Below are 25,692 nucleotides of genomic sequence, written 5' to 3' on the forward strand. Positions count from 1 at the left end.
AAAAAGATATAAAGATGATTCTAAACAAAAAAGATTAAAGCCGCATGTTTTAGATAAAAAAACACCCAAATCTAAGTTTGGGTGTTTAAAGAGTTCTAGAGTTAGTAAATAACTCTAATGATTTTATGGCTCTGTTCATTTACCAGTACATAATTTCCGTTCACTTTGTACCATTTTTGATAGCGACCCGGTTTAGTCAATTTTTGATGTTGGCGATAGTCAATCACGTAACGTGAGTGTTGATATTCATGTGGTACAACCTGACCCACTCGCCATTCATTACGATGGTCATCTTTTTTAATCACTTTAACTGTTTTTACTTCATGGTTTTGATAGTTGCCATGGTGATTATGATCGTTAGGTGCTGCCATTGCTGTCGTTGCAACTAAACCAGTAAGTGAAAGAACAATTGCTGTTGTTAATTTTTTCATTATGAACCTCGAATGATGAGCTAAATTTCAATAACTAAAGATTAGTGAACAATTGCAGATAAATCGTGGAGACCAAGAAGAATAAATGTGAAAACCCAATATGAAATAAGAAGAAATTAAGAAAATACTTAATATGAAAATATAAAAAGTTTTTATTTTTAAAATATATAAGTAATAAAAAAAGGATAAAACTCGAAGGCTTTATCCTTTTTATTCAACGATAGCGAGGCTCTATCGCTTTAAAAACCACGAATACTAACAATGCTATTAGAATCTGTATCGACTAAAATATAGTCATTATTGATTTTGTACCATTGCTGATTACGGCCCGGTTTAGGTAGGTTGCTGTCTTTATAGTCGACTTTATAACCATTGCCACGATAGTGCTGTGGCATAACATAACCCGGCTGCCAGCGATGCTGTTTCAACCGTTCAAAGCCACGTTCTTCGCGCATACGGCGTTCGTCACGGATACGATCTTCATCATGATCACGTCCAAATCCTGGCCCACGATCATTCCACTCACCACGTGGTCCTCCGCCTTTAGGACCTTTAGGGCCATGGCCTCGGTCAAAAGGGGGATCAGCAAAGCTCGCCATACTGGTGGTCAGTACGGTTATGCATAGGGCTAAGATGGTGAACAACTTTTTCATGATGCATCCTCGTTTACATCTGATGTCTCTCATGTTGAATACTCTACGCGCAAAATGCAGAGAAACTGTGAAGATCATTTAATGGTTCAATTAAAATTACGGATAGATCAAGAGTTTTTTATCAATCGTAAAAAAGGCTTGTATATATCTTTTCAGGTATAGGCAAGCCAGATTTGATGATTGGCCGTAATTTAATTTAGCTTTTCATCTTTAACTTTTTAATCCTGTGCATCAATACTTTGACCATTGAGCGCCAAGCTGTCTTCACCCATTAAATAGAGGTAGGCAGGCAAGATTGACTCAGGTGTAGGTAGTGTCTTCGGATCTTCTTGTGGGTAAGCTTTCGCACGCATTGCAGTACGTGTTGCACCTGGATTAATACAGTTAAAGCGGATATTTGGATAAGTATTCTCTGCTGCAAAAATTTTGCTCACTGCTTCAATTGCAATTTTGGAGACAGAATAGGCGCCCCATAAAGCACGTGCTTCACGGCCTACACCTGAACTGGTAAACACGACAGAGGCGTTTTCTGACTTTTGCAAAAGTGGTAATAAGGCTTGAGTGAGAGCAAAAGGAGCACGTAAGTTAACTGCCATCACATCATCCCATACTTCTGTAGGATAATGTGCTAGCTCTACACGTTCACCCAAAATACCCGCATTATGCAAAATACCGTCTAGACGTCCAAACTGCTTTTCGAGCGTATCGACTAAAAAGTCATAATCACGATCAGAGGCACTTGAAAGTTGTAGCGGTAAAATCGCGGGCTGAGGTGCACCTAGACTCTCAATTTCATCATAAATCACTTCAAGTTTATTTAAGGTTCTACCATGCAGGACAACGGTTGCACCATGTAGGGCATAACTTAGAGCCGCAGCTCGCCCAATTCCATCACCAGCACCAGTGATTAAAATAACACGATCTTTGAGTAGATCCGGACGAGGTTGATATTCTGAATATTTCATTGGTAAACCTCCTTCTTTTTATATTGATAAAACGAATAGCCGTTAAAAAAAGTCTATAAAACTCTGATGTTAACTTATCATACGCTGATTTTCCTGTAGAGCAGGAAGCTTTTGACGTAACATATCGTGTAATTCTGTCACCGTATTTACAATCGAATCAGCCTGCCAAGCAGCGAGATCATCACGGTGCTCAATAGGTAGATAGCCGTACGCGGCTAAAATAGTGTACATATTGGCATTGCGACCAGCATCAATATCACGTGGGTGGTCGCCCACATAAATAATTTCATCTGCTTGGATATTTAACTGTTTGGCAGCTAAATACATGGGTTCAGGGTCTGGTTTTGTTTTACTGACATCTTCAGGACATACCAAAACCGCACAGCGTTCTGTCAGATTTAACTTTTCTAAAAGAGATTCACTTAAACCGCGTGGTTTATTGGTCACAATACCCCACGGGATTTGCGCAGCTTCTAACTCTTCTAAAAGTGGATACATGCCTTCAAACAAATCTGTATCAACCACAATATTATTGCCGTACAGATCTAAAAAGTTTTGACGATGAGCCAAGAAAATTGGATTGGCCACATCCAGCTCTGGATAGACCAATTTCACCATCGCACGCGCACCTTCAGAAACTTGAGTGCGAATTAAGTCTGCATCAACCACAGGACGTCTTTCATCACGGCACATTTGCTGAATAATACGAATGAAATCCGCAGCTGTATCGATAAGAGTACCGTCTAAATCAAATAAAACAGCTTTCATCATGCACCTGTATTAATCGTATGAACCATATAGTTAACGTCAACATTTGGCGCTAACCAGTAATGCTTGGTCAGTGGGTTGTAATGTAGTCCAGTCATTTCTTTTAACGTAAGGCCTGCATTACGAATGTCATGTGCCATTTCAGATGGTCGAATAAATTTATGATAATCATGTGTACCTTTTGGCAACATGCGTAGTACGTACTCTGCGCCAATAATGGCAAATAAATAAGATTTTGGGTTACGGTTAATGGTCGAGAAGAACACATGGCCACCTGGTTTAACCAGAGCCTGACACGCTTTTACAATAGATGCCGGGTCTGGAACGTGTTCCATCATTTCCATACAAGTCACCACGTCATATTGGCCTGCTTGTTCTTGGGCTAATTCTTCAACAGGAATTTGACGATATTCAATATTTTGAACATTCTCTTGCTGAGCATGTAAACGTCCAACAGCTAGAGGTGCTTCACCCATATCGATGCCGAGTACATCTGCGCCACGACGTGCCATACTTTCGGCCAAAATGCCACCACCACAGCCGACATCAAGTACTTTTTTACCAGCAAGACCGCCTGCACGTTCATCAATCCAGTTTAGACGTAGTGGATTAATTTGATGAAGTGGGCGAAATTCAGAATGTTGATCCCACCATTTGGCAGCAAGTGCTTCAAACTTTGCGATTTCTTGTAAATCAACATTCAATTGCGACATGGTGCTACCTCTAAACTTGAGTTATCTTTTTGGATGTAGTTCGCCGTTAGTGTAGCGATTATTGGGAAAAAAGCGATAAACCCAATAAAAAACTTCACACAAGCAAAACGAATTTAGCATATTTGTTTTATATTTAGAGCATAAGCTAATGCATAACAACTTAGAGGAAAAGCTGTAGCAATGAAAAAATTGGTTTTGGGTGGTTTGAGTGCAGCAATTATGGCCGTATCGGGTAGTGCAATGGCAGCAGATTTTGTTGCTGGTAAAGACTACACCGTGATTGCCAATCCAAGCAAAGTGGAAGTTCCGGGGAAAATCGAAGTTCGAGAGTTCTTTTGGTATGGCTGTCCGCACTGTTTTAAACTTGAACCGCATATGCAAACGTGGTTAAAACAGATTCCTAAAGATGTGCGTTTTGTACGTACACCTGCTGCAATGAATAAAATGTGGGAACAAGGGGCGCGTATATATTATACATCTGAGGCATTAGGTGTACGTAAACGCACGCATTTACCACTATTCCATGCGATTCAGGTGAACGGTCAACAAATTTTTGATCAGGCTTCTGCTGCGAAGTTCTTTACTCGTTATGGCGTACCTGAACAGAAATTTAATAGTACTTATAACTCGTTTGCTGTGACTGCAAAAGTTGCCGAGTCAAATAAACTTGCTCAACAGTACCAATTAACAGGCGTACCAGCAGTTGTCGTGAATGGTAAATATGTTGTGCAGGGTGAAGATGGTAAAGTCACTCAAGTTGTTAATTATTTAATTGAGAAAGAACGTAAAGCAAAATAAGTTGTTTAGGCTTTACTTCAAAAATGGGCTTCATATGAAGCCCATTTTTATATTTAATTTATCGTTAACTATCACGAAATAATTCAATTAATTTTGCTGATTTTCATCTTCAATCTGAAAATTTAAAACGTCAAAATTAGCTGTTTGAGTCGGTAGCGATAATGCCTGATTAATATATAAATTAATTAATTTTTGGCGAGAACCAATCGAACGTTGGTAATAGGTAGAATTTAAAAGCAGTGATGCACCATAAGTCAGTGACCAGATATAAGATAAATAATCACGAATCGACATGTCATAATTCAATGATTTTAAATAATTTTCGGTAATATCTTTAATGGCTAAAATACGCTGTTGACGAATTTCATACAGCTCTTCGAAAAGATGCTTCAACTTAGATTCTGTCATCGTCAGATTTTCTTCAAGTTGATGCAATAGAATCGTTTTACCTGGTGCAAGCAAATGATGAAGCATATAATGAGGAGCATACTCTTTGAAATCTGTATTATATTTTTTAGAAATTTCTAAAATTTGCTTTTCATTTTGAATAATGAGCTCAAGTAGAAGCTCATTTTTACTTCTAAAATGCTTGTAAAGTGTGCCTTTAGCAATATCTAGCTCGGCCACTAACTCATCTAGAGTAATTTCCTGATTGTTTTCTAATAACAACTTTTCTGCCACGCTCAGAATTTTTTCTTTACGCATCAAAAACTGTGTATGACGATCAAGATTCATAGGTATTCCCACACCAGTTTGGCCTAACTAATAGTTTACTTCCTGTAAAAAGAAAAAGACTTTTCTCGAAATTTTAGCCTTTTTCTTTCTCCCTTTACGTATTACCACATAACCTGTTTTTTGTCATTTGCCGCTTCTATCGTTCCCAGTTTGCAATCCCTCTAAAGAGTAAGCGAACTTGTGTAGAAGCATTTTCAATAAAGGCAGTTTGTTGCAGCTTGAGCTGTTCACCTTGATATTGTTTCGATAGGTTGAACCACGTCATTGCCCATGTAAATGACATATTAGTCAAGATGGTAGATAAGACATTTAGGTCTTGAGGATTTTGAATATGTTTAAAATTTTCGAGTTTGGTAAGATCAGTTGTTAGATCTTCAATCAAAAATTCGATTTCTCGCGCAATTGCTGCACGAACCGTTTCTGAACCTCCCCAACGTTCAGCAATCATAAATTGCCACTGTTTAGGGCTATGATTCACCGCCTGCACAAATAGCTCAATACTGGTTTGGGTTTTAGCAGATTTATGCTGTAAGTAACTTTGTCCTAGTTGATGTAAAACACTTTTTAAATGTAGGGCAACTTGATCAACCAGTTCTTTGCCGAGCTCATCCATGTCCTGAAAATGGCGGTAGAAGGCTGTCGGTACTAAACCTACTTCACGTGCAACTTCACGCAAGCTGATACTACTGAACGAACGCCCAGACGTGCTCAGATGCAAGGCTGCATCTAGAAGTGCCTGACGACTTTGCTGTTTTCGTTCATCCCGTATCGACATTAAAAGAACCTATTTAAACCGTGAGCCAAAGTCTAACAAAAAAGAGCAAACTTTCATAAAAAAAATAGTGAACAAGTGTTGACTGAGTGAACAGTTATAAATATAGTGTACATATGTTCACTATACGAACATGTGTTCACTCAAATAAATAGCCAGATACAAAAGAGGAACGTATGAACGCAACACTTAGCTATCAGCCACATTGGGTTCGAGAAGATTTCGTTGATTTTGTCTTACAGAAAATTAACGTGACTTGGGCGTGGAAAAGGGTACTTGCAGAAGTTACTGCAGTTCAGCCACTGCATACCGATATGGTGCTTATCAAGCTTAAACCGAATCGTAATTTTAATTTCGATCAGGTCCGCGCAGGTCAAAGTATTTTGCTGACTTTGCTCATCGATGGCGTTTACCAACAACGTAGTTACTCAATTATTGAAGTAACTCCTCAAGGTGAAATCGCTTTAGGTATTAAAGTACAAGGCTTAGTGTCGAGTGCAGCTCAACGATTACATGTTGGAGAATGCATTGAGATTTCCCAGCCACAAGGTGATTTTACTTTGCACCAAGGTCAGCATCCTGCAATTTTAATTGCGTCAGGTAGTGGCATTACTGCAATTTATTCACTTTTACAGCAAGCGTTGAAACAGCAGCTTAACCAAATTCATGTCATTTATTTTAATCGTGCTGAAATTTTTCATGCTGAATTAAAAGCTTTGGCAGAAAAGCATCCCGAGCTTCACTATCATTTTTTTAATACAGCCGAGCAAAAGCAGCATTTAACTGAAAAATTACTGCAAAAGTTGGTTCCTGACTACGCGCAGACTGCAACGTATGTGTGTGGTCATCACGGCATGATGCAGCAGGCAAATGAAATTTATGTTCAGCAAAGTGCGGAGTCCCAGCTTCATCAAGAGTTTTTCATGCCTGTTCAAATCGAACAGTCTAATGAAGCACAACCCATCGTATTTCGTCGTTCGCAACAAAACTTTATTGCCACGACAACATTATTAAGCAGTGCAGAGCAAGCTGGCTTACGTCCACAGCATGGTTGCCGTATGGGTGTATGTAACCAATGTACGTGTACCAAAGTCAGTGGTGTCACCCAGAATATATTAACAGGTGAAATTGACGATCAACCAAATCGTGCAATTAAGTTATGCGTGAACCAAGCCCTTAGCCCAGTCACGATTGATCTATAAAAACAAACATAAAAGAGATTTGAGGATACCCTTATGAATATGGCAGTGGAACTTAAAGCAACATCGAAATCGGCACATTTAACCCCAGAGCAAACAGAAGCTTTTGGTCGCCGTATTGAGCAGATTCGTCAAGATGTTATGCAAAGTCTGGGTGAGCAAGATGCAAAATATATTTACAAAGTACGTAATTTTGTACGCTACACCGAAATTGCATCACGTGGCATGTTGATGTTTGGTGGTTGGATTCCACCAGTATGGTTGTTGGGTACGGCTATGCTAGGTATATCTAAAATCGTTGAAAACATGGAACTCGGTCATAATGTGATGCATGGTCAGTTTGACTGGTTAAATGACCCAACGCTTAACGGCGCAACCTATGACTGGGATACGGTGTGTACTGGTGAAGACTGGAAATATACCCATAACTATAAGCATCATACCTATACCAATGTGTTTGGCATGGATCATGATATCAGCGGTTATGGTGTGATGCGCATGAGTCGTGAGCAAAAGTGGGAACCCCGTTTTTTATTCAACGTGCCAATGGGTTTTGTATTGTCAACGGGTTTTGAATGGCTACTGGCTTTGCAACGTCTAGAGATGGAAAAAGTGTTGTTTGATGGCACCAAAACTTGGAAAGAAGTGTATGTAGAATCTAAAAATCTACGTAAAAAAATGGTACGTCAATTTGGTAAAGATTATGTGCTATTCCCACTAATTGCAGGACCAATGTTCTTGCCAGTATTGGTTGGTAACTTTTTTGCTAATTTGATCCGCAACTACTGGGCATCGACCGTGATTTATTGTGGTCATTTCACAGAAGACTCTGAAATTATCACTGACAATATTGATAATGAAACTAAAGCAGAGTGGTACTTGCGTCAGATTCGCGGTTCAGCAAACTTTACTGGCGGTAAAATCATGCATTTCTTGAGCGGTAACTTGAGCCATCAAATCGAGCATCACTTGTTTCCTGATGTACCTGCCAACCGCTATCAAGAGATGGCACCTAAAGTACGTGAAGTTTGTGCAGAGTTCGGTCAACAGTACAATACCGCACCCTTTGGATCTCAAATTGTGAGTGTTTATAAACGTCTGGCTGTTCACTCTTTACCTGACAATGTAGTTGATCGTTTGGTAGCGACCAAACGGACCTTTGTTGAGGTGGTGAAAGGCATGTTTGGCAAAGCTGCTTAATAAAGATAGAGCACTATTTAAAGCATTTCAAATAGCCCCTTTTTAGGGGCTATTTTTATTTTTCGAGTCATGAAAATTGCAGACTTACATTTGAAAGTAGGGAATAAACTCAACCTGTCAAAATCCTTTGCTATACTATGCCCAAGTTTGTATTTAAGAGAAGTTAGGAAGGATTATGCGTATTGACCAACGTGCATTAGACCAATTACGTGAAGTGAAAATTACACGCAACTACACCCGTTATGCTGAAGGTTCTGTGCTGGTCGAATTTGGTCACACCAAAGTCCTTTGTACTGCAAGCATTGATAACTCAGTGCCACGCTTTTTAAAAGGCCAAGGTCAAGGCTGGGTAACAGCAGAATATGGCATGTTACCGCGCTCAACACATTCACGTTGTGATCGTGAAGCGGCTCGTGGTAAGCAAACTGGTCGTACTCAGGAAATCCAGCGCTTAATTGGTCGTAGCTTACGTGCTATGGTTGATTTGAAAAAGCTTGGTGAAAACACGATTACGATCGACTGCGATGTAATTCAGGCTGATGGTGGTACACGTACTGCTTCAATCACTGGTGCGGCTGTAGCATTAGTTGATGCAATGAATGTTTTATTGTCTCAAAAGAAAATTAAGCATGATCCGCTTAAAGGGTTGGTTGCTGCAATTTCTGTCGGTATGTATCAAGACGAAGTATTGCTTGATCTTTGCTATGAAGAAGACTCGAACTGTCAAACTGACTTAAACGTGGTGATGACTCAAGCTGGCGAGTTTATTGAAATTCAAGGTACTGCCGAAGACAAACCATTTACCCGTGCTCAAAGCAATGCCATGTTAGAAATGGCTGAAAAAGGAATTGCCGAGCTCATTAAAAAGCAACAAGAAGCTTTAGGCTGGTAATTTTACGCTTTCTAAAAAACGCATCTTTGGATGCGTTTTTTTATGCCTTCATCAAACCGACATAAAAACATCACTTGCCTGTCACTTTTACGCTTTATTAGTAGTTCGCATTTAAACCGTTTGGAAAAACCAATGCGAAAACTTTCACTTTTATTAATTACATCTTTAGCACTCATGCTCAGTGCTTGTAACGATGATAACGACTCAGATAATTCATCGCCTACAACACCGCCGACCAGTAATTGCAAAATGCACTGTGCACCATAATAAGAACTCAGGATAGAACTAATGAATCGTCGCGAATTTCTCTTAAATTCTACAAAAACCATGTTTGGGACAGCTGCTTTAGCGAGTTTCCCGCTGAGTATTCAAAAAGCCTTAGCTATTGATGCCAAAGTTGAAAGTGGAACTATTCAAGATGTTAAACACATCGTGATTTTGACCCAAGAAAACCGTTCTTTCGATAACTATTTCGGAACATTAAAAGGTGTACGTGGTTTTGGTGATCGTTTTACGATTCCAATGACAGAAAGCCGCAAGGTTTGGGAACAATATGATGCGAATAAAAAGAAAGTATTGCCTTACCATTTAGATAGCCGTTTAGGAAACGCACAGCGCGTTTCAGGTACACCTCATTCATGGTCTGATGGCCAAGCAGCTTGGGACAATGGTCGCATGAGCGATTGGGTCGCTTATAAAAAACCGCAGTCGATGGGTTATTACAAAAAACAAGAAGTTGAATATCAATTTGCCTTAGCCAACGCATTTACCATTTGTGATGCCTACCACTGCGCTATGCACGCGGGAACTAACCCGAACCGTAAATTTATCTGGACGGGAACCAATGGACCTACAGGCGCAGGTGTTGCGAGTGTGGTAAATGAATTTGATGGGATTGGGGCATCAACAGAAGGTTATGAATGGACGACGTATCCTGAGCGTTTACAGCAGGCAGGTGTGACATGGAAAGTTTATCAAAATATGCCGGATAACTTTACTGATAACCCCCTAGCTGGTTTCAAACAATATCGCCGTGCAAATGAGCAATCTGGACAACCTGTCAGTAACGATACACTAACGTGTCCAGCATATAATGAAAAGATTGATGCGACTCAACCACTTTACAAAGGTATTGCTAATACCATGCCAGACGGTGGTTTTTTAGGTAGTTTTAAAGCAGATATCGCTCAAGGTAAATTACCGCAAGTGAGTTGGCTGGTCGCTCCTGCAACTTACAGTGAACATCCAGGGCCATCTAGTCCTGTACAAGGTGCTTGGTATATTCAGGAAGTATTAAATGCATTAACTGAAAACCCTGAGCTGTGGAGCCAAACCGTTTTATTGGTGAACTTCGATGAAAATGATGGTTTCTTTGACCATGTTCCATCACCAAGTGCGCCGTCTAAAGATGTAAACGGTGTTGTATATGGGAAAACGACTTTAAATGATCAGCAAGTATCTTATGAATACTTTAACCATCCAGCAGTAGCGACTTCAAAATCTCAACCTAAGCCAGACGGTCGAGTGTATGGGCCGGGTGTACGTGTTCCAATGTATGTGATTTCACCGTGGAGCCGTGGTGGTTGGGTGAACTCTCAGGTCTTCGATCATACCTCTATTTTACAGTTCTTAGAAAAACGCTTTGGTGTGCAAGAGCCTAACATTAGTCCATACCGCCGTGCTGTATGTGGTGATTTAACGACAGCATTTAATTTTAAAACACCGAACCTTCTGCCTGTTGCTGAACTCGATGGGAAGAAAACCAAAGCCGAAGCCGATGCGATTCGTGTTGCTCAAGCTTTATTGCCACAAGTTCCTGTTCCAATTCAGCAGCAATTTCCTCAGCAAGAAATGGGAATTCGGCCATCACGTGCTTTGCCATATATTTTGCACACTAGTGCCAAAGTCGATGCTACTCAAAAAACGGTTAAGCTGATGTTCTCAAATACGGGTAAACAGGCAGCCGTTTTCCATGTTTATAACCGATTAGATCTAACAGCAATTCCACGTCGTTATATGGTTGAGGCGGGTAAACAACTCGATGATGTATGGAATGCTACAAATGGGCAGTATGATTTGTGGGTACTTGGACCAAATGGTTTCCACCGTGCATTTAAAGGTAATTTGAGTCAAGCTAACCAGACTCAAGCATTACCGGAAATTAGAGTATGTGTGGAAGAGTGTGATGCGAATTTGTATTTAAAAGTGCGTCATGATGGTAATAAGTCAGTCAAGCTCACTGTCAAGGCAAATGCTTATCTGCCAAACAAGACATGGACTATTGAAACGAATAGTTCTGAAAAAGAATTAGTTTGGGATATGTCTGAATTTGGTGGTTGGTATGACTTCACTGTGACTTTAGCTGATGATGCTACTTTCAGTCGTCGTTTCGCAGGTCGTATAGAAACTCAAGAGGATTCAATTTCTGATCCGTATATGGGTTATTTAGAGTCTTAAGCTGTTAAGTTTTTTTCCTTAATGAGGGTATTAGAATTTATTCCTCATTAACTGGTGCTAAAAGTCATCTGCAACCTGTCTATAATCTATAAGGATCTTATTTTTGCAACAAAATAGGATAGAGGATGAAAGTGGGGCAGGTTTTGCAGATGACAATGCCTTTGGTCTTGCATGGCTTTAGCCGCCATTCAGGGCAAAACCAAAGTAACAGAATGAGCTGGTGGCAAAAAATTCTAAGCGGTAAGACTCTGTCACATAGGCTGAATAGAGAAACGAGATACCCACACCACGATAGCGAATACAGGGTTTAGGCTGTTGATATAAAACTTTATTTGCGGGAGAGGCTGTTGTACAGATGAATAATAAAAATAAAGGCTTACCTTTTGTAACAGAATCTCCTAAGCCTCGTCATATTTATCTTTTACCTTGAAACCCTGATTTTTTAAAGTAATGGGGAAAATTTATGCTACAAGGTTTTATTGTATTATTAGCAGTAGTTACATTTGTTTTAATGGCTGCCGACCCACGTGATAGTGGGGCACAAGCGACTCAGTCAGCATGGCAAAAAACACAAGCGGCAAACATGACCAAGTCGCAAAAAAATACCAATAATGACGCAGATTTTATCTAAGCATTAAAACGCATTGATAAATCAACAGCTCTAACGTCTTTAGTCAGGACACCCATAGAAATATAGTCAACACCAGTGGTAGCAACTTCGCGTAAGTTTTCAATGGTGATATTGCCCGAAGCTTCGAGTTTACAGCGACCTGCCACATGATTTACGGCATCGATCATTTGCTGTTGGCTAAAATTGTCTAGCATGACAATGTCCGCACCAGCTTCAAGCGCTTGGTTTAGTTCATCCCAAGTTTCGACTTCGACTTCAACAGGTTTGCCTGGCGCAATTTGATGTGCTTTTGCAATTGCTTGGGCAATACCACCTGCTGCCATAATATGATTTTCTTTAATTAAGAATGCATCAAATAAACCGAGACGGTGATTTTGTCCGCCACCGACAGCTACGGCATATTTTTGTGCAATACGTAAGCCCGGTAAGGTTTTTCGCGTATCGAGAAGTTTTGTATTTAAGCCTTCAAGATGCTGTACATATTCGGCTGTTTTAGTGGCAACAGCAGATAAAGTTTGAATAAAATTTAAAGCAGGGCGCTCTACAGTAAGTAAACTACGTGCAGAACCTGCAAGTTTTAAAAACGCTTCGTTTGCCGCAACACACTCACCTTCTTGTTTTAACCAAGTCACCTGAACAGTATTGTCATAAGCTGAGATGAGTGCATTTACCCAAGGTTGACCAGCTAAAACCATATCTTCACGGCTAATAATGGTTGCAGTGGCTTGCTCCTCTTCAGGTGTGAGCATAGCGGTAATGTCACCGTCCCCAATATCTTCTTGTAATGCTTGTTGAATATTGATTTGAATTGATTGTTCAAGCAAAGACTGAGGTATGCTCATACGGTTTCCATTTTGTCGATGACCCTAAAACTTGCGATATATTAGCATCGTCGACCTGAAAAATAAGCTGTTTTATGAGATTAATCGCGATAAACAATCGCATTTACTACTTTGAAAAGTAGATAACTGTTTTAAACTAGAATAATTGGCAAGCAATTTATTGGCGTCTCAATGAAGCAAATCACAGCGTATGAAGTTATAGATGGACAATTAAAAGGGGCGAGACAAATCCCTTCTCCAAATTTTAACCAGCGTCCGACTGGTACCGAAATTCAAATGATTGTGGTTCATAATATTAGTTTGCCACCGTCTCAATTTGGAGGCGGCTATATTGAGCAGTTTTTTCAAAACAAGTTAGATTGGTCAGTTCATCCTTATTTTCAGACCATTGAAGGCATGCAAGTTTCTACGCATTTGTTGATTTTACGAACTGGTGAAGTTCTACAGTTTGTTAATTTTAATGATCGGGCATGGCATGCAGGCCGTTCTAGCTATTTATCCAAAATAGAATGCAATGATTATTCAATTGGTATAGAACTTGAAGGAAGTGATGATTTACCTTTTGAAGAAGTACAATATCAAGTATTAACAGATGTTGTTACCGTTATTCGTCAAGCTTATCCAGAAATTAAAAACCATATTGCCGGGCATTCAGACATTGCACCTGGCCGAAAAACCGATCCGGGTCCTCATTTTAAATGGCAGCACTTTAGACAATTACTTGCTCAGAAAAAAAGTTGAGTTTGTTCATCATTTCACAACGAAAAGATTTTTTAGTTTCATTACAATAGCGTCTTTCGAATATAGCTGTAGGTGAGTGCGATGGCATTGTGGCGATCGACTTTTATTGTCAGTGCAATGACGATGTTGTCACGAGTATTAGGGTTAGTACGTGACGTCGTATTGCTCAACGTGTTTGGTGCAGGTAAAGATTTCGATACCTTCGTCGTCGCTTTTCGTATTCCCAACTTCTTTCGACGACTATTTGCCGAAGGGGCTTTTTCTCAGGCATTTATTCCCGTATTAACTGAATATAAAACGGGCCGAGCACACGCTGAAGTACAGATTTTAATTAGTCGCGTATTTGGCTGTTTATTAACAGTCATGACCTTACTCACTTTCGTGGCTATGGTTTTAGCACCTGCAATCATTTATATGTACGCACCTGGCTTTCACAGTGATCCTGCAAAGTTCGATTTAGCTGTCAGCATGTTCCGTTTGACCATTCCCTATTTAATGTTTATGTCGCTCACGGCTTTTGCCAGTAGTATCTTAAATAGTTATGGTTCATTTGCCTCACCAGCTTTTTCGCCAGTTTTACTCAATGTAGCGATGATTGCAGGGGCGTGGTGGCTTACGCCGTATATGGCTGAACCAATCAAAGCATTAGGCTGGTCAGTTGTTGTGGCCGGTGTATTACAGTTAGCCATACAGATTCCCGAATTGTGGCGTAAAAATCTGCTGATTCCACCTAAAGTTGATTTTAAGCATGAGGGTGTAGAACGTATTTTAAAACTCATGCTTCCGGCATTATTTGGCGTATCTGTGACTCAGATTAACCTACTGTTAAATACGATTTGGGCATCATTCATGCAAGATGGTTCGGTATCTTGGCTATATAGTGCAGAGCGTATGACTGAGCTACCTTTAGGTTTAATCGGTGTTGCGATTGGTACAGTAATTTTACCTTCACTTTCTGCTCGTCATGCAGAGCAAGATCAAGCAAAGTTTCGTAGTATGATCGACTGGGCTGCAAAAGTCATCGTATTGGTAGGATTACCAGCAAGTATTGCTTTATTTATGCTTTCAACACCGATTATTCAAGCATTATTCCAGCGTGGTGAGTTTGATTTACGTGATACCCAAATGACAGCTCTAGCATTGCAGTGTATGAGTGCTGGTGTAATTTCTTTCATGCTTATTAAAGTATTTGCGCCTGGTTTCTATGCACAACAAGACACGAAAACACCAGTGCGTGTAGGCTTAATGTCAGTTGCAGCCAATGCTATTTTAAACGTTGTATTTATTAGCTTCTTTAAGCTTATTGATTGGCATGCAGAACACATGGCACTTGCACTAGCGTCTTCAGGTTCAGCTTTGGTGAATGCAGGTCTACTCTACTTCTATTTGCATAAGCGTAATATTTTCCGATTTGGTTCACATTGGAAAAAATTAGGACTTCAATATGGTTTAGCAAACCTTGCCATGATTGCAGCACTTTGGTTTGGGCTAAACTGGTATAACGGCGAGCTTTCACAGTGGCTTCGTGTTGCAGAAGTTGTAGGGCTATGCGTGGTTGGGATAATTGCTTACCTGATCGGTTTGATCCTTACAGGTTTTCGACCTAGAGATTTAAAACACTAAAAATAAAAAAGCGATCTTAAATGATCGCTTTTTTTATATCTAATACATTTATTTTGGCAAAACTTGTAGTAATTCAATATCGAAAATTAAAGTACTATTCGGGCCAATCGTGTCACCTGCACCGACTTCACCGTAAGCAAGATTTGCAGGGATAAAGAAACGAGTTTTACCACCTTCTTTCATCGTTTGTAGACCTTCAGTCCAGCCTGCAATCACTTGGCTAAGCTGGAACTCAACTGGTTGATTACGTGCGATTGAGCTGTCAAATACAGTGCCGTCGAGTAAACGACCTTCATAATTCACTTTCACACGTGATGCGGCTTTTGGTTTTTTACCTGTCCCTTCTTTTAACACTTGGTATTGGAGACCTGATTTAGTTGTGATTACACCCGATTTTTTTGCATTATCAGCTAGAAATGCAGTGCCAGCCTGAGCATTTTGTTGACCTGCTTTTTGAAACTCAACCAGCTGCTTAGCTTCTAAAGTTTTTTTATAATCATTAATCGCTTTCGCCATTTCTTCATCGGTTAAACGTGCTGTTTTACTCTGAGCACCTTCCTGTAAGCCTTGGTAAAAAATATCAAGATTTAGATCCTTTAACGCATCAGTATTGTTACGACCCATTAGATAGCCATAACTATAGCTAAACTGTTCTTTTGCTGGGCTTTTATTAGTGATAGGTGCAGCAGCAAAAACAGATAAGCTCATTGTTGATGTTGCAATAATTAAACCGATTTTTTTCATGCCGTTTTCCAAAAAAAAGGAGAGTACTGTTTTACTCTCCTGAATGTTTTTATTTCACTGAAATGAGTTCTACATCAAAAATCAGCGTACTGTTTGCTGGAATACCAGGAAGTTCCTGAGGTCCATAAGCAAGATTAGATGGAATAAAGAACGTCGCTTTACCGCCTTCTTTCATGAGTTGAAGGCCTTCAGTCCAACCCGGAATAACCTGATTGAGTGGGAACTCAACTGGTTCACCGCGCTTATAAGAACTATCAAAAACTTGACCATTAATTAAACGGCCTTCGTAATGTACTTTAACCATAGATTGCGCAGTTGGTTGTTTACCTGTGCCTTCTTTAGTAATGATGTATTGCAAACCAGACGCTGTAGTTTTTACACCAGCTTTTGTTTTATTTTCTGTAAGGAATTGAACGTCTGCAGATTCAGACGCTGCTCCAGCAGCTTGTTCTGGTTTATCTTCTTGTTGCATTTTTTGCTGCAACTCTTTTTCATAAGCAGTAACAGCAGCTTTTAACTCTTCTTGAGTATAAGCACTTGGTTGCTTATTACGAGCATCATGAATCCCCTTCACAAATGATTTTGTGTCTAGCTCTGGTGGAGTTTGCTGAGCAACTTCGTACCCAAGAACATAACTGATTTTTTCAATTGGAGAGGCATTTTTATTTGCTTTGCTTCCGACTTCTGTGGTCGGATGTTGGCTTGCATAATAAACTGGTACAAGTGCAGCACCGCCTAAAACTACAGCGACAGCAATGGGTAAGGCTTTACTCATAAAAGGTTCCAAAAATAATCATTTGAGTCTAAAAAGGCTGCTTTTGATCTTAGCATGCTTAAGCATAGAATGTTTAAGAAAAAAAACGAGTGGTTTTTTATATATTTTAGTTAGTTTTAGTAGGGATAGACTTAAAAAAACCTTAAATAAAAAACCGGATCATTTGATCCGGTTCTCTTACCACTTTTCGGTTAATCTTCTTTTTGCGCTTTATATGCGTAAGCGTAGTTATAACCATAACCGTAGCCCGCACTCGCACGTTGAATGTCGTTGAGAATAAAGCCGTTGACTTTAACACCTGCTTGTTCAAAGCGATTAAGCGTTAATTCAAGCTCTTTCATTTGCGACTTAGCATAACGGGCAACAATTAAGTTTACACCTGTATATTGCGAAATAATAATACCATCGGTTACTGCAAGGACAGGTGGAGTATCAATAATGATGTGGTCATATTCACTTTGAACCTTTTCTAGCAAATCTTTAAACTGACTAGAGCTTAAGATTTCTGAAGGGTTTGTTGGACTCTTACCACGAGTAATCACATCTAAATTAGCAACTTGAGTTTTGTGAAGAACCTGCTGAAAGTCTGCCTGTCCACTTAGTAGTTCAGAAAGACCAGGTTTTACATCTACATCGAAGTACTTATGCATATAACCACGGCGCATGTCAGCATCAATGAGCAAGACGCGTTTATTACCTTGCGCAAAAATCGTTGCAAGGTTAGTCGAAATAAATGATTTGCCTACTTCAGGAGAAGGGCCAGCAATCATGATGATATTATTCTTAGCATTTGTTAAAGCAAAATGAATGGCTGTACGAATGCTACGTAAGCTTTCGATAGCAATATCATCACTGTTTTTAACAGCAAGAATAGGAATACTCTTCTTCTTCTTTAAAATTTTAATACGACTTTCTTGAATTGGAGAGCGTGGAACTGTTGCATAAACTGGTAGATCTAGTTCATTTTCTATTTGTCCTGAATCTTTGATACCTGTACGTAACATATTACGTAGTAACGCAATTATAGCTCCAATAACTCCACCAACAAAAACAGATAAAATAAGAATCAAAAGCTTTTTCGGCTTAATAGGCTGAACAGGTTCAATAGCCGTATCAACAATACGTACATTACCAATTTCACCAGCTTTAGCAATACGAAGTTGTTGGTATGAGTTTAAAAGAGCCGTGTAGAGTTGAGTTTTTACTTCAACTTCACGATAAAGCTGTAAATACTGGCGCTGTACATCCGGTAATTGTTTTAATGTGCTATTAAGCTCACCAATTTGTTTATTAATGGCTGCGAGTTGTCCATTAATTTCACGCATTGCAGGGTGTTCGGCAGTATACTTTGCGACCATTTCAGCTTGCTTTTGTTCAAGCTCAGCTTTTTTAGTTTCTAAAGTGATACTTTGAGTTAAATATAGCTCAGACTCTTTAGTCACATCAACTGTATTATATTGTTGACGGAATTTATTAAATTCACGCTCCGCATCATCTAGTTGTTTCTTCAAATCGGGCAGTTGTTCATCTAAGAATTTTAATGTTTGAGCTGATTCTGCTGAGCGACGCTCAATATTTTGAGCACTATAAGTTGCCAAAATCGCATTTAAAACTTTAGTAATATGTTCTTTATCTTGCCCTTGATAAGTCAGTCCTAGAACACCTGTTAGTTTGCCTTGCTCTGCTACAGAATAATTTGAACTAATTGACCCTACTGCTGCAGGTAAAGATAAATGCTTAATATTATAAGGAGTATCAAATTGATCTTTAGTAAAAACAGCAACTTTCCAAGTACCATGTGGTCCTGTGACTTGATTTAACTGATTAAGTGGTACAGTTAGAATTGTCTGCTCAGTACTAGCATCACTTAAACGCACGGATTGTTTATCAAAATTAAGGATTAAATTTCTATCTAAATAGTAAGCTGGAATTTCAAATTGACGTATTTCAAAACTTTTTAGCCCATCTTTAAATAAAACAGCGTCTTTAGTGTATTCAGTTTTATAATCAGTATCACTTAATAAGCGATGAGAAAGGGTATCGTCCGTACTGGAAACTTGTATATCAAGATGTAAGTTTTTAATTACAGAGCCTAAAACCAGACGTGATTGTAAAATTTCAATCTCTGCTTGGGCCGGTGATTTTTGCTCCATAACATTCGATAGTTCACCTAAAAGAGCGGCAGAAGCCCCTTTACTATCTTCAACTTGAACCAAAGCATCTACCGAATAGGTATCTGGCGTTACGCGTAAATACAATAAAGCGCATACGAGGCTCAAAATAATGCAGAGCGCAATTAGTTTCCATTGGGCAATTAGTGAAAAAAACAATTCTTTTAAATCAATTGTATCTTCGGTATTGGTATTTTGGTTCATAAGCTTAAAATCTTGGCGTTAAATATAAGGTTTCCAGTCAGCAATACACTGTTGAATAAGTTGGCAGGTTTCATCAAAAACCGCTTGATCATGCTGATAAGGATCTGGCACATTTTTGTTCTGCCAATGCCCTAAGCGATAGATTTTACCTTTTGCAAAGGGCCAAGTTTGTTCAATATGCTTTTGCTGGTTGAGACTCATGACCAAAATAAGGTCAGCTTTTTTAATATGTTCGGCATTTAGCTTTCTTGCGATATGAGGCATCATATCGATACCAAGGCGCTGCATACAAAGTTGCGCTTTATTATCTGCTTGATGCCCTACGAGTCCAGAGATGCCAGCAGACTCAATATTTAATTGGGGGTATTGTTGTTTCAAGAAGTATTCAGCCATAGGGCTACGGCAGATATTTCCAATACAAACCACCAAAATATTTTTGATTTGCATAATTTTATTGTCCCAAACGATCTATATTGTATAAAGCATTTGAGAATGGAATAATCTGGTTAACCACGCGCTGCCAACGTGTCAAGCCTGTCGCATCAACATAGACAATATCATTACTACGTAGTCTAAACTGATTAGCTAAACCAAAGTCACCAATACTTAATAGGTTTAAATGATAAATTTCAGTAGTATGATCGTTTGGATTAGTACGAACTACATAAATCTTACTTGCACTACCAGAAGCTGGATTAATACCTAAACTTTCACCTAATGCATCACTTAAAGTCATACCTTGATCACGCATTGGTAAGGCTTGACTTTTTCCAGCTTCCCCCATTACATAGATCTTCTGGTTTTCACGACTGCTTACATAAATGGTATCGTTCGGTTGAACGAGTAGTTTATGTAAGGAATATCCAGCTTTTTCTAAATCGATCGTATTTAAGTTATAGGTTCGGCCATTTCGAATGAGTTGAATATAAGTGTTATCGCCAGTTGTAGTTACACCACCAGCTAACCCTAATGCAGTATAAATACTAACAGGTTGATCACTTAAATAAAATTGACCACCTTTAGTAACACTACCTTGTACTGAGAAGCGCTGACCCTCATAAGAGACTACTCGAACTACAACGTCTGGATTCTTCAAAAAACGAGCAAGCTGACTACGAAGCTCGCGGTTTACTTGAGCAAGCGTTTTTCCAGAAGCTTTATAACGGCCAACTAGAGGGAATTGAATGTAACCGGTTTGGTCAATTGGATAGCCGTTAGCTTGAATAGATTGCTCGTTACTAATCCCATTAATAGGAGGAGTAATTTCAGGGTACGCCCACAGTTGAATAGAGAGAACATCTCCTGGACTCAGGCGATAAATAGATTGCTGAGTTTTAAATAAGCTTGCATAGTCGCGTTGATAGTCAATTTGAGCAGGTTGAATTGCTGGTATTGTTTCTTGAGAAATTTTAACGACATTAACTGTGGTGCCGAGATCTGTTTTATAAATCCCTTCACTTGGAATATCGTAAGTTTGTAAACCCGAAGTAACCGCACAGCTGGCAGCACTCAAACTTAAGGCAAGAATAGAAAAAAACTGGCAATACTTCACACGCAACCCTTTGTGTATTTATCTTTAATTGATATCGTCCACTGCATAGTAACAAGTATCTATTAAACGCAGGATGAACAGATTCTAGCTGAAAAGAAATCAAAAAACACCGAAAAATAGTAGAGCTTTGTATGTTTAGTTTATATATATAGGTCAAGTTGAGTATAAAAAATCGATTGGAATGTTAAAAAGGGAGACTAAAAATATATTCTTTAACAGGCGGCATTTGTATTGTAAACACATTTATACAAATGAGTTACGGGGATTAAAAAAAAACTGATATAGTTACGCACGACGATATTCGGTCAACATGTATCATTATTTAATATATACAATTTGTAAGGAATAAGGCTAACTTTTATGCAACTTGCCGATTTAAGAATAGCGATTATAGGTTTAGGATATGTAGGCTTGCCATTGGCAGTTGAGTTTGGCAAAAAAGGGCCAGTAATTGGATTTGATATTAATCAAAATCGTATTAATGAATTAAAGAGTGGACAAGATCATACGCTGGAAGTGACACCAGAAGAACTTCAAAAAGCAGAACAATTAAGTTTTAGTGCAAATCTAGCGGATTTAGAAAAAAGTAATTTTTTTATTGTAACTGTTCCTACTCCCGTAGATCAAGTGAACCGTCCTGATCTAACTCCCTTAAAAAAAGCGAGTGAAACTGTCGGGCAAGCTTTAAAAAAAGGTGATATTGTTGTATATGAATCGACGGTATATCCAGGTGCTACAGAAGAAGTTTGTATTCCTATTTTAGAAAAAATCTCTGGATTAAAATTTAATCAAGATTTCTTTGCTGGTTATAGCCCAGAACGTATTAATCCCGGTGATAAAGTTAATACATTGACTAAAATTAAAAAGATTACGAGTGGTAGTACACCTGAAGTAGCAGATACTGTAGATGCAGTGTACGCAAGCATTATTACTGCTGGCACTCATAAAGCATCTAGTATTAAAGTTGCAGAAGCTGCCAAAGTAATTGAAAACACGCAACGTGACTTAAATATTGCTTTAGTAAATGAGCTGTCTGTCATTTTTGATCGTATTGGTATTGATACTTTAGATGTGTTAGAGGCCGCAGGTAGTAAATGGAACTTTTTACCATTCCGTCCTGGTTTAGTGGGGGGGCATTGTATTGGTGTAGATCCTTACTATTTGACTCATAAAGCAGAAGAAGTTGGTTATCATCCACAAGTAATTCTTGCTGGTCGTCGTATTAATGACAATATGGCGCGTTATGTTGCTCGTAATACTATTAAGCTTATGCTTCAAAATGGTATTGATGTGCCCCGCGCAAAAGTTGGTGTACTCGGAGTAACTTTTAAAGAAAATTGTCCTGATATTCGTAATAGTAAAGTAGCAGATCTTATTAAAGAGTTAGAGTTCTGGGGTGCACAAGTTGTAGTGGCAGACCCGTGGGCAGATGCAGATGAAGTGAGAAATGAATATGGTTTTGAGCTTGGAAAAGTTGACGCTCAAAATCCTGTAGATAGTGTCATTGTTGCGGTAGGTCACAATCAATTCCGCTCACTTTCAGCAAGTGAATTGCGTGATTATACGAAAGGTGAAAAGCCTGTGTTGGCTGATGTTAAGAGTCTTTTTGACCGCACTGAAATGTCAGATGCTGGTTTTACTGTATTCCGTCTCTAATTTTATCTTATTATTGAATTGAAGTTTTGATCATGAAAAAATTTGCACTTATTGGTGCTGCTGGTTATATCGCACCACGTCATTTAAAAGCTATTAAAGAAACTGGTAATACCTTAGCAGTTGCTATGGACGTAAATGACTCGGTTGGGATTATGGATAGCCATTTTCCAGAAGCTGAGTTTTTTACCGAGTTTGAAGAATTTGAAGCTTATGTAGAAGACCAAAAACTAAAAGGTGAAAAGCTAGATTATGTGGCAATCTGCTCACCAAACTATCTGCATGCTCCGCATATGAAATATGCTTTGAAAAATGGCATTGAGGTCATTTGCGAAAAACCATTAGTGCTTAATTCAGAAGACTTAAATATGCTTTCTGAATATGAAAAGCAATATGGTGCTAAAGTAAATTCAATTTTACAATTACGCCTTCATCCTTCAATTATTGCCTTGCGTGATAAAGTTCAAGCTGCACCAGCAGATAAAGTATTTGACGTAGACCTTACTTATCTTACATCTCGTGGTAAATGGTATCTAAAATCATGGAAAGGGGTAGATAATAAATCAGGTGGTGTAGCAACTAATATTGGTGTGCATTTTTACGACATGTTGCATTTTATTTTTGGCAAAATTGTTAAAAATGAAGTGCATTTCCGTGATGAAAAAACTGCGTCGGGTTATTTAGAATATGAGCGTGCGCGTGTACGTTGGTTCTTGTCAATTGATGCCAATAACCTACCAGAAAATGCGGTACAAGGTGAAAAGCTGACTTATCGTAGTATTACCATTGAAAATGAAGAGCTTGAGTTTTCAGGTGGCTTTACCGATTTACATACACAGAGTTACCAACGTGTATTGGAAGGTAAAGGTTATGGGGTTGAAGAAAACCGTGCAGCGATTGAGACGGTTGAAGTGATTCGCGTTTCTCCAATTGTAGAAAATCCTGCAAATCCACATCCATTATTGGCGAAGGTGAAAAAAGCATGAGCTTTTATCAACATGAAACTGCCATAGTCGATGATGGTGCACAAATTGGTGAGGGCTCCCGTGTTTGGCATTTTGTTCATGTCTGCGGAGGAGCCAAAATCGGTAAAGGTGTATCTTTAGGCCAAAATGTATTTGTGGGTAACCGCGTTGTAATTGGTGACCACTGTAAAGTCCAAAATAATGTATCGGTTTACGATAATGTCTTTTTGGAAGAGGGTGTATTTTGTGGCCCAAGTATGGTGTTTACAAATGTATATAACCCACGTTCTCTCATAGAACGTAAAGACCAATACCGAGATACCTTAGTGAAAAAGGGCGCTACGCTAGGCGCAAACTGCACTATTGTCTGCGGTGTTACCATTGGTGCTTATGCTTTCGTTGGGGCTGGTGCTGTAGTGAATAAAGATGTACCAGCTTATGCGTTGATGGTGGGTGTACCGGCTAAACAGATCGGTTGGATGAGTGAATTCGGTGAGCAGCTTGATTTACCTTTACAGGGGCAAGCTCAGGCTATCTGTTCTCATACAGGAGCGGTTTATCAACTCGATGGAACGACACTAACAAAGCAAGGTTAATATGATTGACTTTATTGATTTAAAAGCACAACAAAATCGAATTAAAGATAAAATTGATGCGGGCATTCAAAATGTATTGACACATGGTCAATACATTTTAGGGCCGGAAGTAATTGAGCTAGAAGAAAAGCTAGCTTCGTATGTGGGTGCTAAACATTGTATTACTTGTGCAAATGGTACAGATGCCCTACAAATTGCACAAATGGCTTTTGGTATTGGGCCTGGTGATGAAGTGATTACTCCAGGTTTCACTTATATTGCTACTGCTGAAACAGTTGCACTCTTAGGTGCAAAACCTGTTTATGTTGATGTAAACCCGAAGACTTATAATTTAGATGTTGAAAAATTAGAAGCTGCAATTACACCTCGAACTAAGGCTATTATTCCTGTAAGTTTATATGGGCAGTGTGCAGACTTTGATGCAATCAATGCGATTGCTGCAAAATATGGCATTCCTGTAATTGAAGACGCTGCGCAAAGTTTTGGGGCAACCTATAAAGGTCGTAAAAGCTGTAACCTAAGTACTGTTGCTTGCACGAGTTTCTTCCCAAGCAAACCATTAGGTTGTTATGGTGACGGTGGTGCTATCTTTACCAATGATGATGAACTAGCTAAAGTGATTCGTCAGATTGCACGTCATGGCCAAGATAAGCGTTATCACCATATTCGTGTTGGGGTGAACAGTCGCTTAGATACCTTGCAAGCAGCTATTTTATTACCAAAATTGGAAATTTTGGATGATGAAATGCAAGCACGTCAAAAAGTAGCTGAAATTTATAATCAGTTATTTAATCAGGCTGGTATTCATACAACGCCGTATCTTGAAGCGCATAATACCAGTGCGTGGGCACAATATACAATTCAAGTTGATAACCGCGCAGAAGTACAAGAGAAATTAAAAGCTCAAGGTATTCCTACCGCTGTGCATTATCCGATTCCACTAAATAAGCAACCTGCTGTAGCTGATAGTGAGATTCATCTCCCTATTGGGGATGCGATTGCGGAAAAAGTGATGAGTTTGCCTATGCATCCTTATTTGAGTGAGCAAGAGCAAAAAATTATTGTAAAAAGTTTAAAGGGTACAGTATGAGTACTTTAATAGCACGTCTAATTGTAAAAATTATTACATGGGCTCAGTATAAAACACATCAATATAGAATTTCAAAGTTTACAGGTGTATCCAAAAAAGCAACTATTGGTATAAATTGTATTCTTAATATATCGCCGAAAAATTTATTTATAGGTGACTATACTTATTTAAATCAGGCTCATTTATCTTCAGGAGAAAATTCAACAGTTACTATTGGGCAAGGTTGTGCAATTGGATATAATGTTTCTATTAAAGCTATTACTCACTCAAAAGAAAAACCAACTACAAATATAGACGGAAATAGTCAACATATTGAGAAAGATATTAAAATTGGGGATAATTGTTGGATTGGGGATAATGTTTTTATCCGTGAAGGAGTAAGTTTGGGTAATAATGTTATCGTTGGAGCCAATTCTGTAGTAACGAAATCCTTTGGCGATAATTTAATTATAGCAGGGGTTCCAGCAAAAATTATTTCTAATTGATTGCCATATAAAAGGATTTATAAAGAATTCTATAAAT

Annotated in this window: 27 protein-coding genes; 14 read left to right on the forward strand and 13 right to left on the reverse strand. The window is 38.9% G+C overall.

The window, feature by feature from the left end:
* Window positions 1-101 precede the first annotated feature (101 nt).
* The 5 genes from AWW73_RS04725 to ubiG form a co-directional block, all read right to left on the reverse strand.
* Entirely contained in the window at window positions 102-431 is a 330-nt protein-coding gene (locus AWW73_RS04725; RefSeq protein WP_057104754.1) for an RcnB family protein, read from the reverse strand.
* Window positions 432-670: 239 nt separating this feature from the next.
* Window positions 671-1,084: an RcnB family protein gene (locus AWW73_RS04730; RefSeq protein ID WP_009387402.1), complete on the reverse strand. Its 414-nt coding sequence runs from the start codon at window positions 1,082-1,084 to the stop codon at window positions 671-673.
* 218 nt (window positions 1,085-1,302) lie between these two features.
* Window positions 1,303-2,049 carry a YciK family oxidoreductase gene (locus tag AWW73_RS04735; RefSeq protein WP_009387635.1) on the reverse strand — a complete coding sequence of 249 codons (747 nt, stop codon included), beginning with the start codon at window positions 2,047-2,049 and terminating at the stop codon, window positions 1,303-1,305.
* 69 nt (window positions 2,050-2,118) lie between these two features.
* Window positions 2,119-2,820 carry an HAD family hydrolase gene (locus AWW73_RS04740; RefSeq protein WP_081409491.1) on the reverse strand — a complete coding sequence of 234 codons (702 nt, stop codon included), beginning with the start codon at window positions 2,818-2,820 and terminating at the stop codon, window positions 2,119-2,121.
* Window positions 2,817-3,530, reverse strand: coding sequence for a bifunctional 2-polyprenyl-6-hydroxyphenol methylase/3-demethylubiquinol 3-O-methyltransferase UbiG (ubiG, locus tag AWW73_RS04745; protein ID WP_005804826.1), 714 nt, complete (start codon window positions 3,528-3,530; stop codon window positions 2,817-2,819). Before ubiG ends, AWW73_RS04740 begins: the two co-directional genes overlap by 4 nt.
* Before the next feature lie 180 nt (window positions 3,531-3,710).
* Here ubiG and AWW73_RS04750 point away from each other — a divergent pair, with 180 nt between their 5' ends.
* Window positions 3,711-4,328: a thiol:disulfide interchange protein DsbA/DsbL gene (locus AWW73_RS04750; protein WP_062848910.1), complete on the forward strand. Its 618-nt coding sequence runs from the start codon at window positions 3,711-3,713 to the stop codon at window positions 4,326-4,328.
* A gap of 87 nt (window positions 4,329-4,415) precedes the next feature.
* Here the strand turns inward: AWW73_RS04750 and AWW73_RS04755 are convergent, their stop codons facing one another.
* Window positions 4,416-5,063, reverse strand: coding sequence for a TetR/AcrR family transcriptional regulator (locus AWW73_RS04755; RefSeq protein WP_002120773.1), 648 nt, complete (start codon window positions 5,061-5,063; stop codon window positions 4,416-4,418).
* A gap of 136 nt (window positions 5,064-5,199) precedes the next feature.
* Entirely contained in the window at window positions 5,200-5,838 is a 639-nt protein-coding gene (locus AWW73_RS04760) for a TetR family transcriptional regulator (RefSeq protein WP_057104679.1), read from the reverse strand.
* Between the two features lie 173 nt (window positions 5,839-6,011).
* Between AWW73_RS04760 and AWW73_RS04765 the strand changes: the two genes are divergently transcribed.
* The 6 genes from AWW73_RS04765 to AWW73_RS18380 all read left to right on the forward strand — a co-directional run bounded on the left by AWW73_RS04765 (window position 6,012) and on the right by AWW73_RS18380 (window position 12,214).
* Window positions 6,012-7,037: a ferredoxin reductase gene (locus AWW73_RS04765; RefSeq protein ID WP_062848911.1), complete on the forward strand. Its 1,026-nt coding sequence runs from the start codon at window positions 6,012-6,014 to the stop codon at window positions 7,035-7,037.
* Between the two features lie 33 nt (window positions 7,038-7,070).
* On the forward strand, window positions 7,071-8,234 hold the full coding sequence (locus AWW73_RS04770; protein WP_062848912.1) for a fatty acid desaturase family protein: 1,164 nt from the start codon (window positions 7,071-7,073) through the stop codon (window positions 8,232-8,234).
* A 175-nt stretch (window positions 8,235-8,409) separates the two neighbouring features.
* On the forward strand, window positions 8,410-9,126 hold the full coding sequence (gene rph, locus AWW73_RS04775; protein ID WP_002120794.1) for a ribonuclease PH: 717 nt from the start codon (window positions 8,410-8,412) through the stop codon (window positions 9,124-9,126).
* Window positions 9,127-9,168: 42 nt separating this feature from the next.
* Window positions 9,169-9,393: a hypothetical protein gene (locus AWW73_RS18900; protein ID WP_050589390.1), complete on the forward strand. Its 225-nt coding sequence runs from the start codon at window positions 9,169-9,171 to the stop codon at window positions 9,391-9,393.
* Between the two features lie 21 nt (window positions 9,394-9,414).
* Window positions 9,415-11,583, forward strand: a complete 2,169-nt coding sequence (locus AWW73_RS04780; RefSeq protein ID WP_062848913.1) for a phosphocholine-specific phospholipase C — start codon at window positions 9,415-9,417, stop codon at window positions 11,581-11,583.
* Window positions 11,584-12,046: 463 nt separating this feature from the next.
* A complete protein-coding gene (locus tag AWW73_RS18380) occupies window positions 12,047-12,214 on the forward strand; it encodes an ABZJ_00068 family colistin stress protein (RefSeq protein ID WP_057104676.1) in 168 nt (55 codons plus the stop codon).
* Here the strand turns inward: AWW73_RS18380 and nadC are convergent.
* Window positions 12,211-13,056: a carboxylating nicotinate-nucleotide diphosphorylase gene (gene nadC, locus AWW73_RS04785; RefSeq protein ID WP_062848914.1), complete on the reverse strand. Its 846-nt coding sequence runs from the start codon at window positions 13,054-13,056 to the stop codon at window positions 12,211-12,213. The two genes, AWW73_RS18380 and nadC, sit on opposite strands and share 4 nt — an antisense overlap.
* Window positions 13,057-13,227: 171 nt before the next feature.
* On the opposite strand from nadC, the gene ampD reads away from it, so the two are divergent.
* Window positions 13,228-13,797: a 1,6-anhydro-N-acetylmuramyl-L-alanine amidase AmpD gene (gene ampD, locus AWW73_RS04790; protein ID WP_016143958.1), complete on the forward strand. Its 570-nt coding sequence runs from the start codon at window positions 13,228-13,230 to the stop codon at window positions 13,795-13,797.
* A 72-nt stretch (window positions 13,798-13,869) separates the two neighbouring features.
* Window positions 13,870-15,420, forward strand: a complete 1,551-nt coding sequence (gene murJ / locus AWW73_RS04795; protein WP_171254631.1) for a murein biosynthesis integral membrane protein MurJ — start codon at window positions 13,870-13,872, stop codon at window positions 15,418-15,420.
* Between the two features lie 48 nt (window positions 15,421-15,468).
* Here the strand turns inward: murJ and AWW73_RS04800 are convergent, their stop codons facing one another.
* The 5 genes from AWW73_RS04800 to AWW73_RS04820 form a co-directional block, all read right to left on the reverse strand.
* Window positions 15,469-16,164 carry a BamJ family beta-barrel-assembly machinery protein gene (locus AWW73_RS04800; protein WP_061874709.1) on the reverse strand — a complete coding sequence of 232 codons (696 nt, stop codon included), beginning with the start codon at window positions 16,162-16,164 and terminating at the stop codon, window positions 15,469-15,471.
* Window positions 16,165-16,213: 49 nt separating this feature from the next.
* Window positions 16,214-16,939 (reverse strand): BamJ family beta-barrel-assembly machinery protein, encoded by a 726-nt coding sequence (locus AWW73_RS04805; protein ID WP_062848916.1) that lies wholly within the window; start codon window positions 16,937-16,939, stop codon window positions 16,214-16,216.
* Window positions 16,940-17,130: 191 nt separating this feature from the next.
* A complete protein-coding gene (locus AWW73_RS04810; protein ID WP_062848917.1) occupies window positions 17,131-19,314 on the reverse strand; it encodes a polysaccharide biosynthesis tyrosine autokinase in 2,184 nt (727 codons plus the stop codon).
* 18 nt (window positions 19,315-19,332) lie between these two features.
* Window positions 19,333-19,761 (reverse strand): low molecular weight protein-tyrosine-phosphatase, encoded by a 429-nt coding sequence (locus AWW73_RS04815; RefSeq protein ID WP_062848918.1) that lies wholly within the window; start codon window positions 19,759-19,761, stop codon window positions 19,333-19,335.
* Window positions 19,762-19,765: 4 nt separating this feature from the next.
* Complete coding sequence (locus AWW73_RS04820; RefSeq protein WP_062848919.1) at window positions 19,766-20,866, reverse strand: polysaccharide biosynthesis/export family protein; 1,101 nt, start codon at window positions 20,864-20,866, stop codon at window positions 19,766-19,768.
* Between the two features lie 360 nt (window positions 20,867-21,226).
* Here AWW73_RS04820 and tviB point away from each other — a divergent pair, with 360 nt between their 5' ends.
* The 5 genes from tviB to AWW73_RS04845 are packed head-to-tail and all read left to right on the forward strand — an operon-like array spanning window position 21,227 to window position 25,655.
* Window positions 21,227-22,522, forward strand: coding sequence for a Vi polysaccharide biosynthesis UDP-N-acetylglucosamine C-6 dehydrogenase TviB (gene tviB, locus AWW73_RS04825; protein ID WP_062848920.1), 1,296 nt, complete (start codon window positions 21,227-21,229; stop codon window positions 22,520-22,522).
* A gap of 32 nt (window positions 22,523-22,554) precedes the next feature.
* A complete protein-coding gene (locus AWW73_RS04830) occupies window positions 22,555-23,505 on the forward strand; it encodes a Gfo/Idh/MocA family protein (RefSeq protein WP_061874714.1) in 951 nt (316 codons plus the stop codon).
* Window positions 23,502-24,080: a UDP-2-acetamido-3-amino-2,3-dideoxy-D-glucuronate N-acetyltransferase gene (gene wbpD, locus AWW73_RS04835; RefSeq protein WP_062848921.1), complete on the forward strand. Its 579-nt coding sequence runs from the start codon at window positions 23,502-23,504 to the stop codon at window positions 24,078-24,080. The genes AWW73_RS04830 and wbpD overlap by 4 nt, the downstream gene beginning before the upstream one ends.
* A 1-nt stretch (window position 24,081) precedes the next feature.
* The gene (locus AWW73_RS04840; RefSeq protein ID WP_062848922.1) at window positions 24,082-25,170 is read left to right on the forward strand and encodes a DegT/DnrJ/EryC1/StrS family aminotransferase; all 1,089 of its coding nucleotides are present in this window, start codon (window positions 24,082-24,084) and stop codon (window positions 25,168-25,170) included.
* Complete coding sequence (locus tag AWW73_RS04845; RefSeq protein WP_062848923.1) at window positions 25,167-25,655, forward strand: acyltransferase; 489 nt, start codon at window positions 25,167-25,169, stop codon at window positions 25,653-25,655. Before AWW73_RS04840 ends, AWW73_RS04845 begins: the two co-directional genes overlap by 4 nt.
* Window positions 25,656-25,692 lie beyond the last annotated feature (37 nt).

Source organism: Acinetobacter lactucae (assembly GCF_001605885.1).
GTDB lineage: Bacteria > Pseudomonadota > Gammaproteobacteria > Pseudomonadales > Moraxellaceae > Acinetobacter > Acinetobacter lactucae.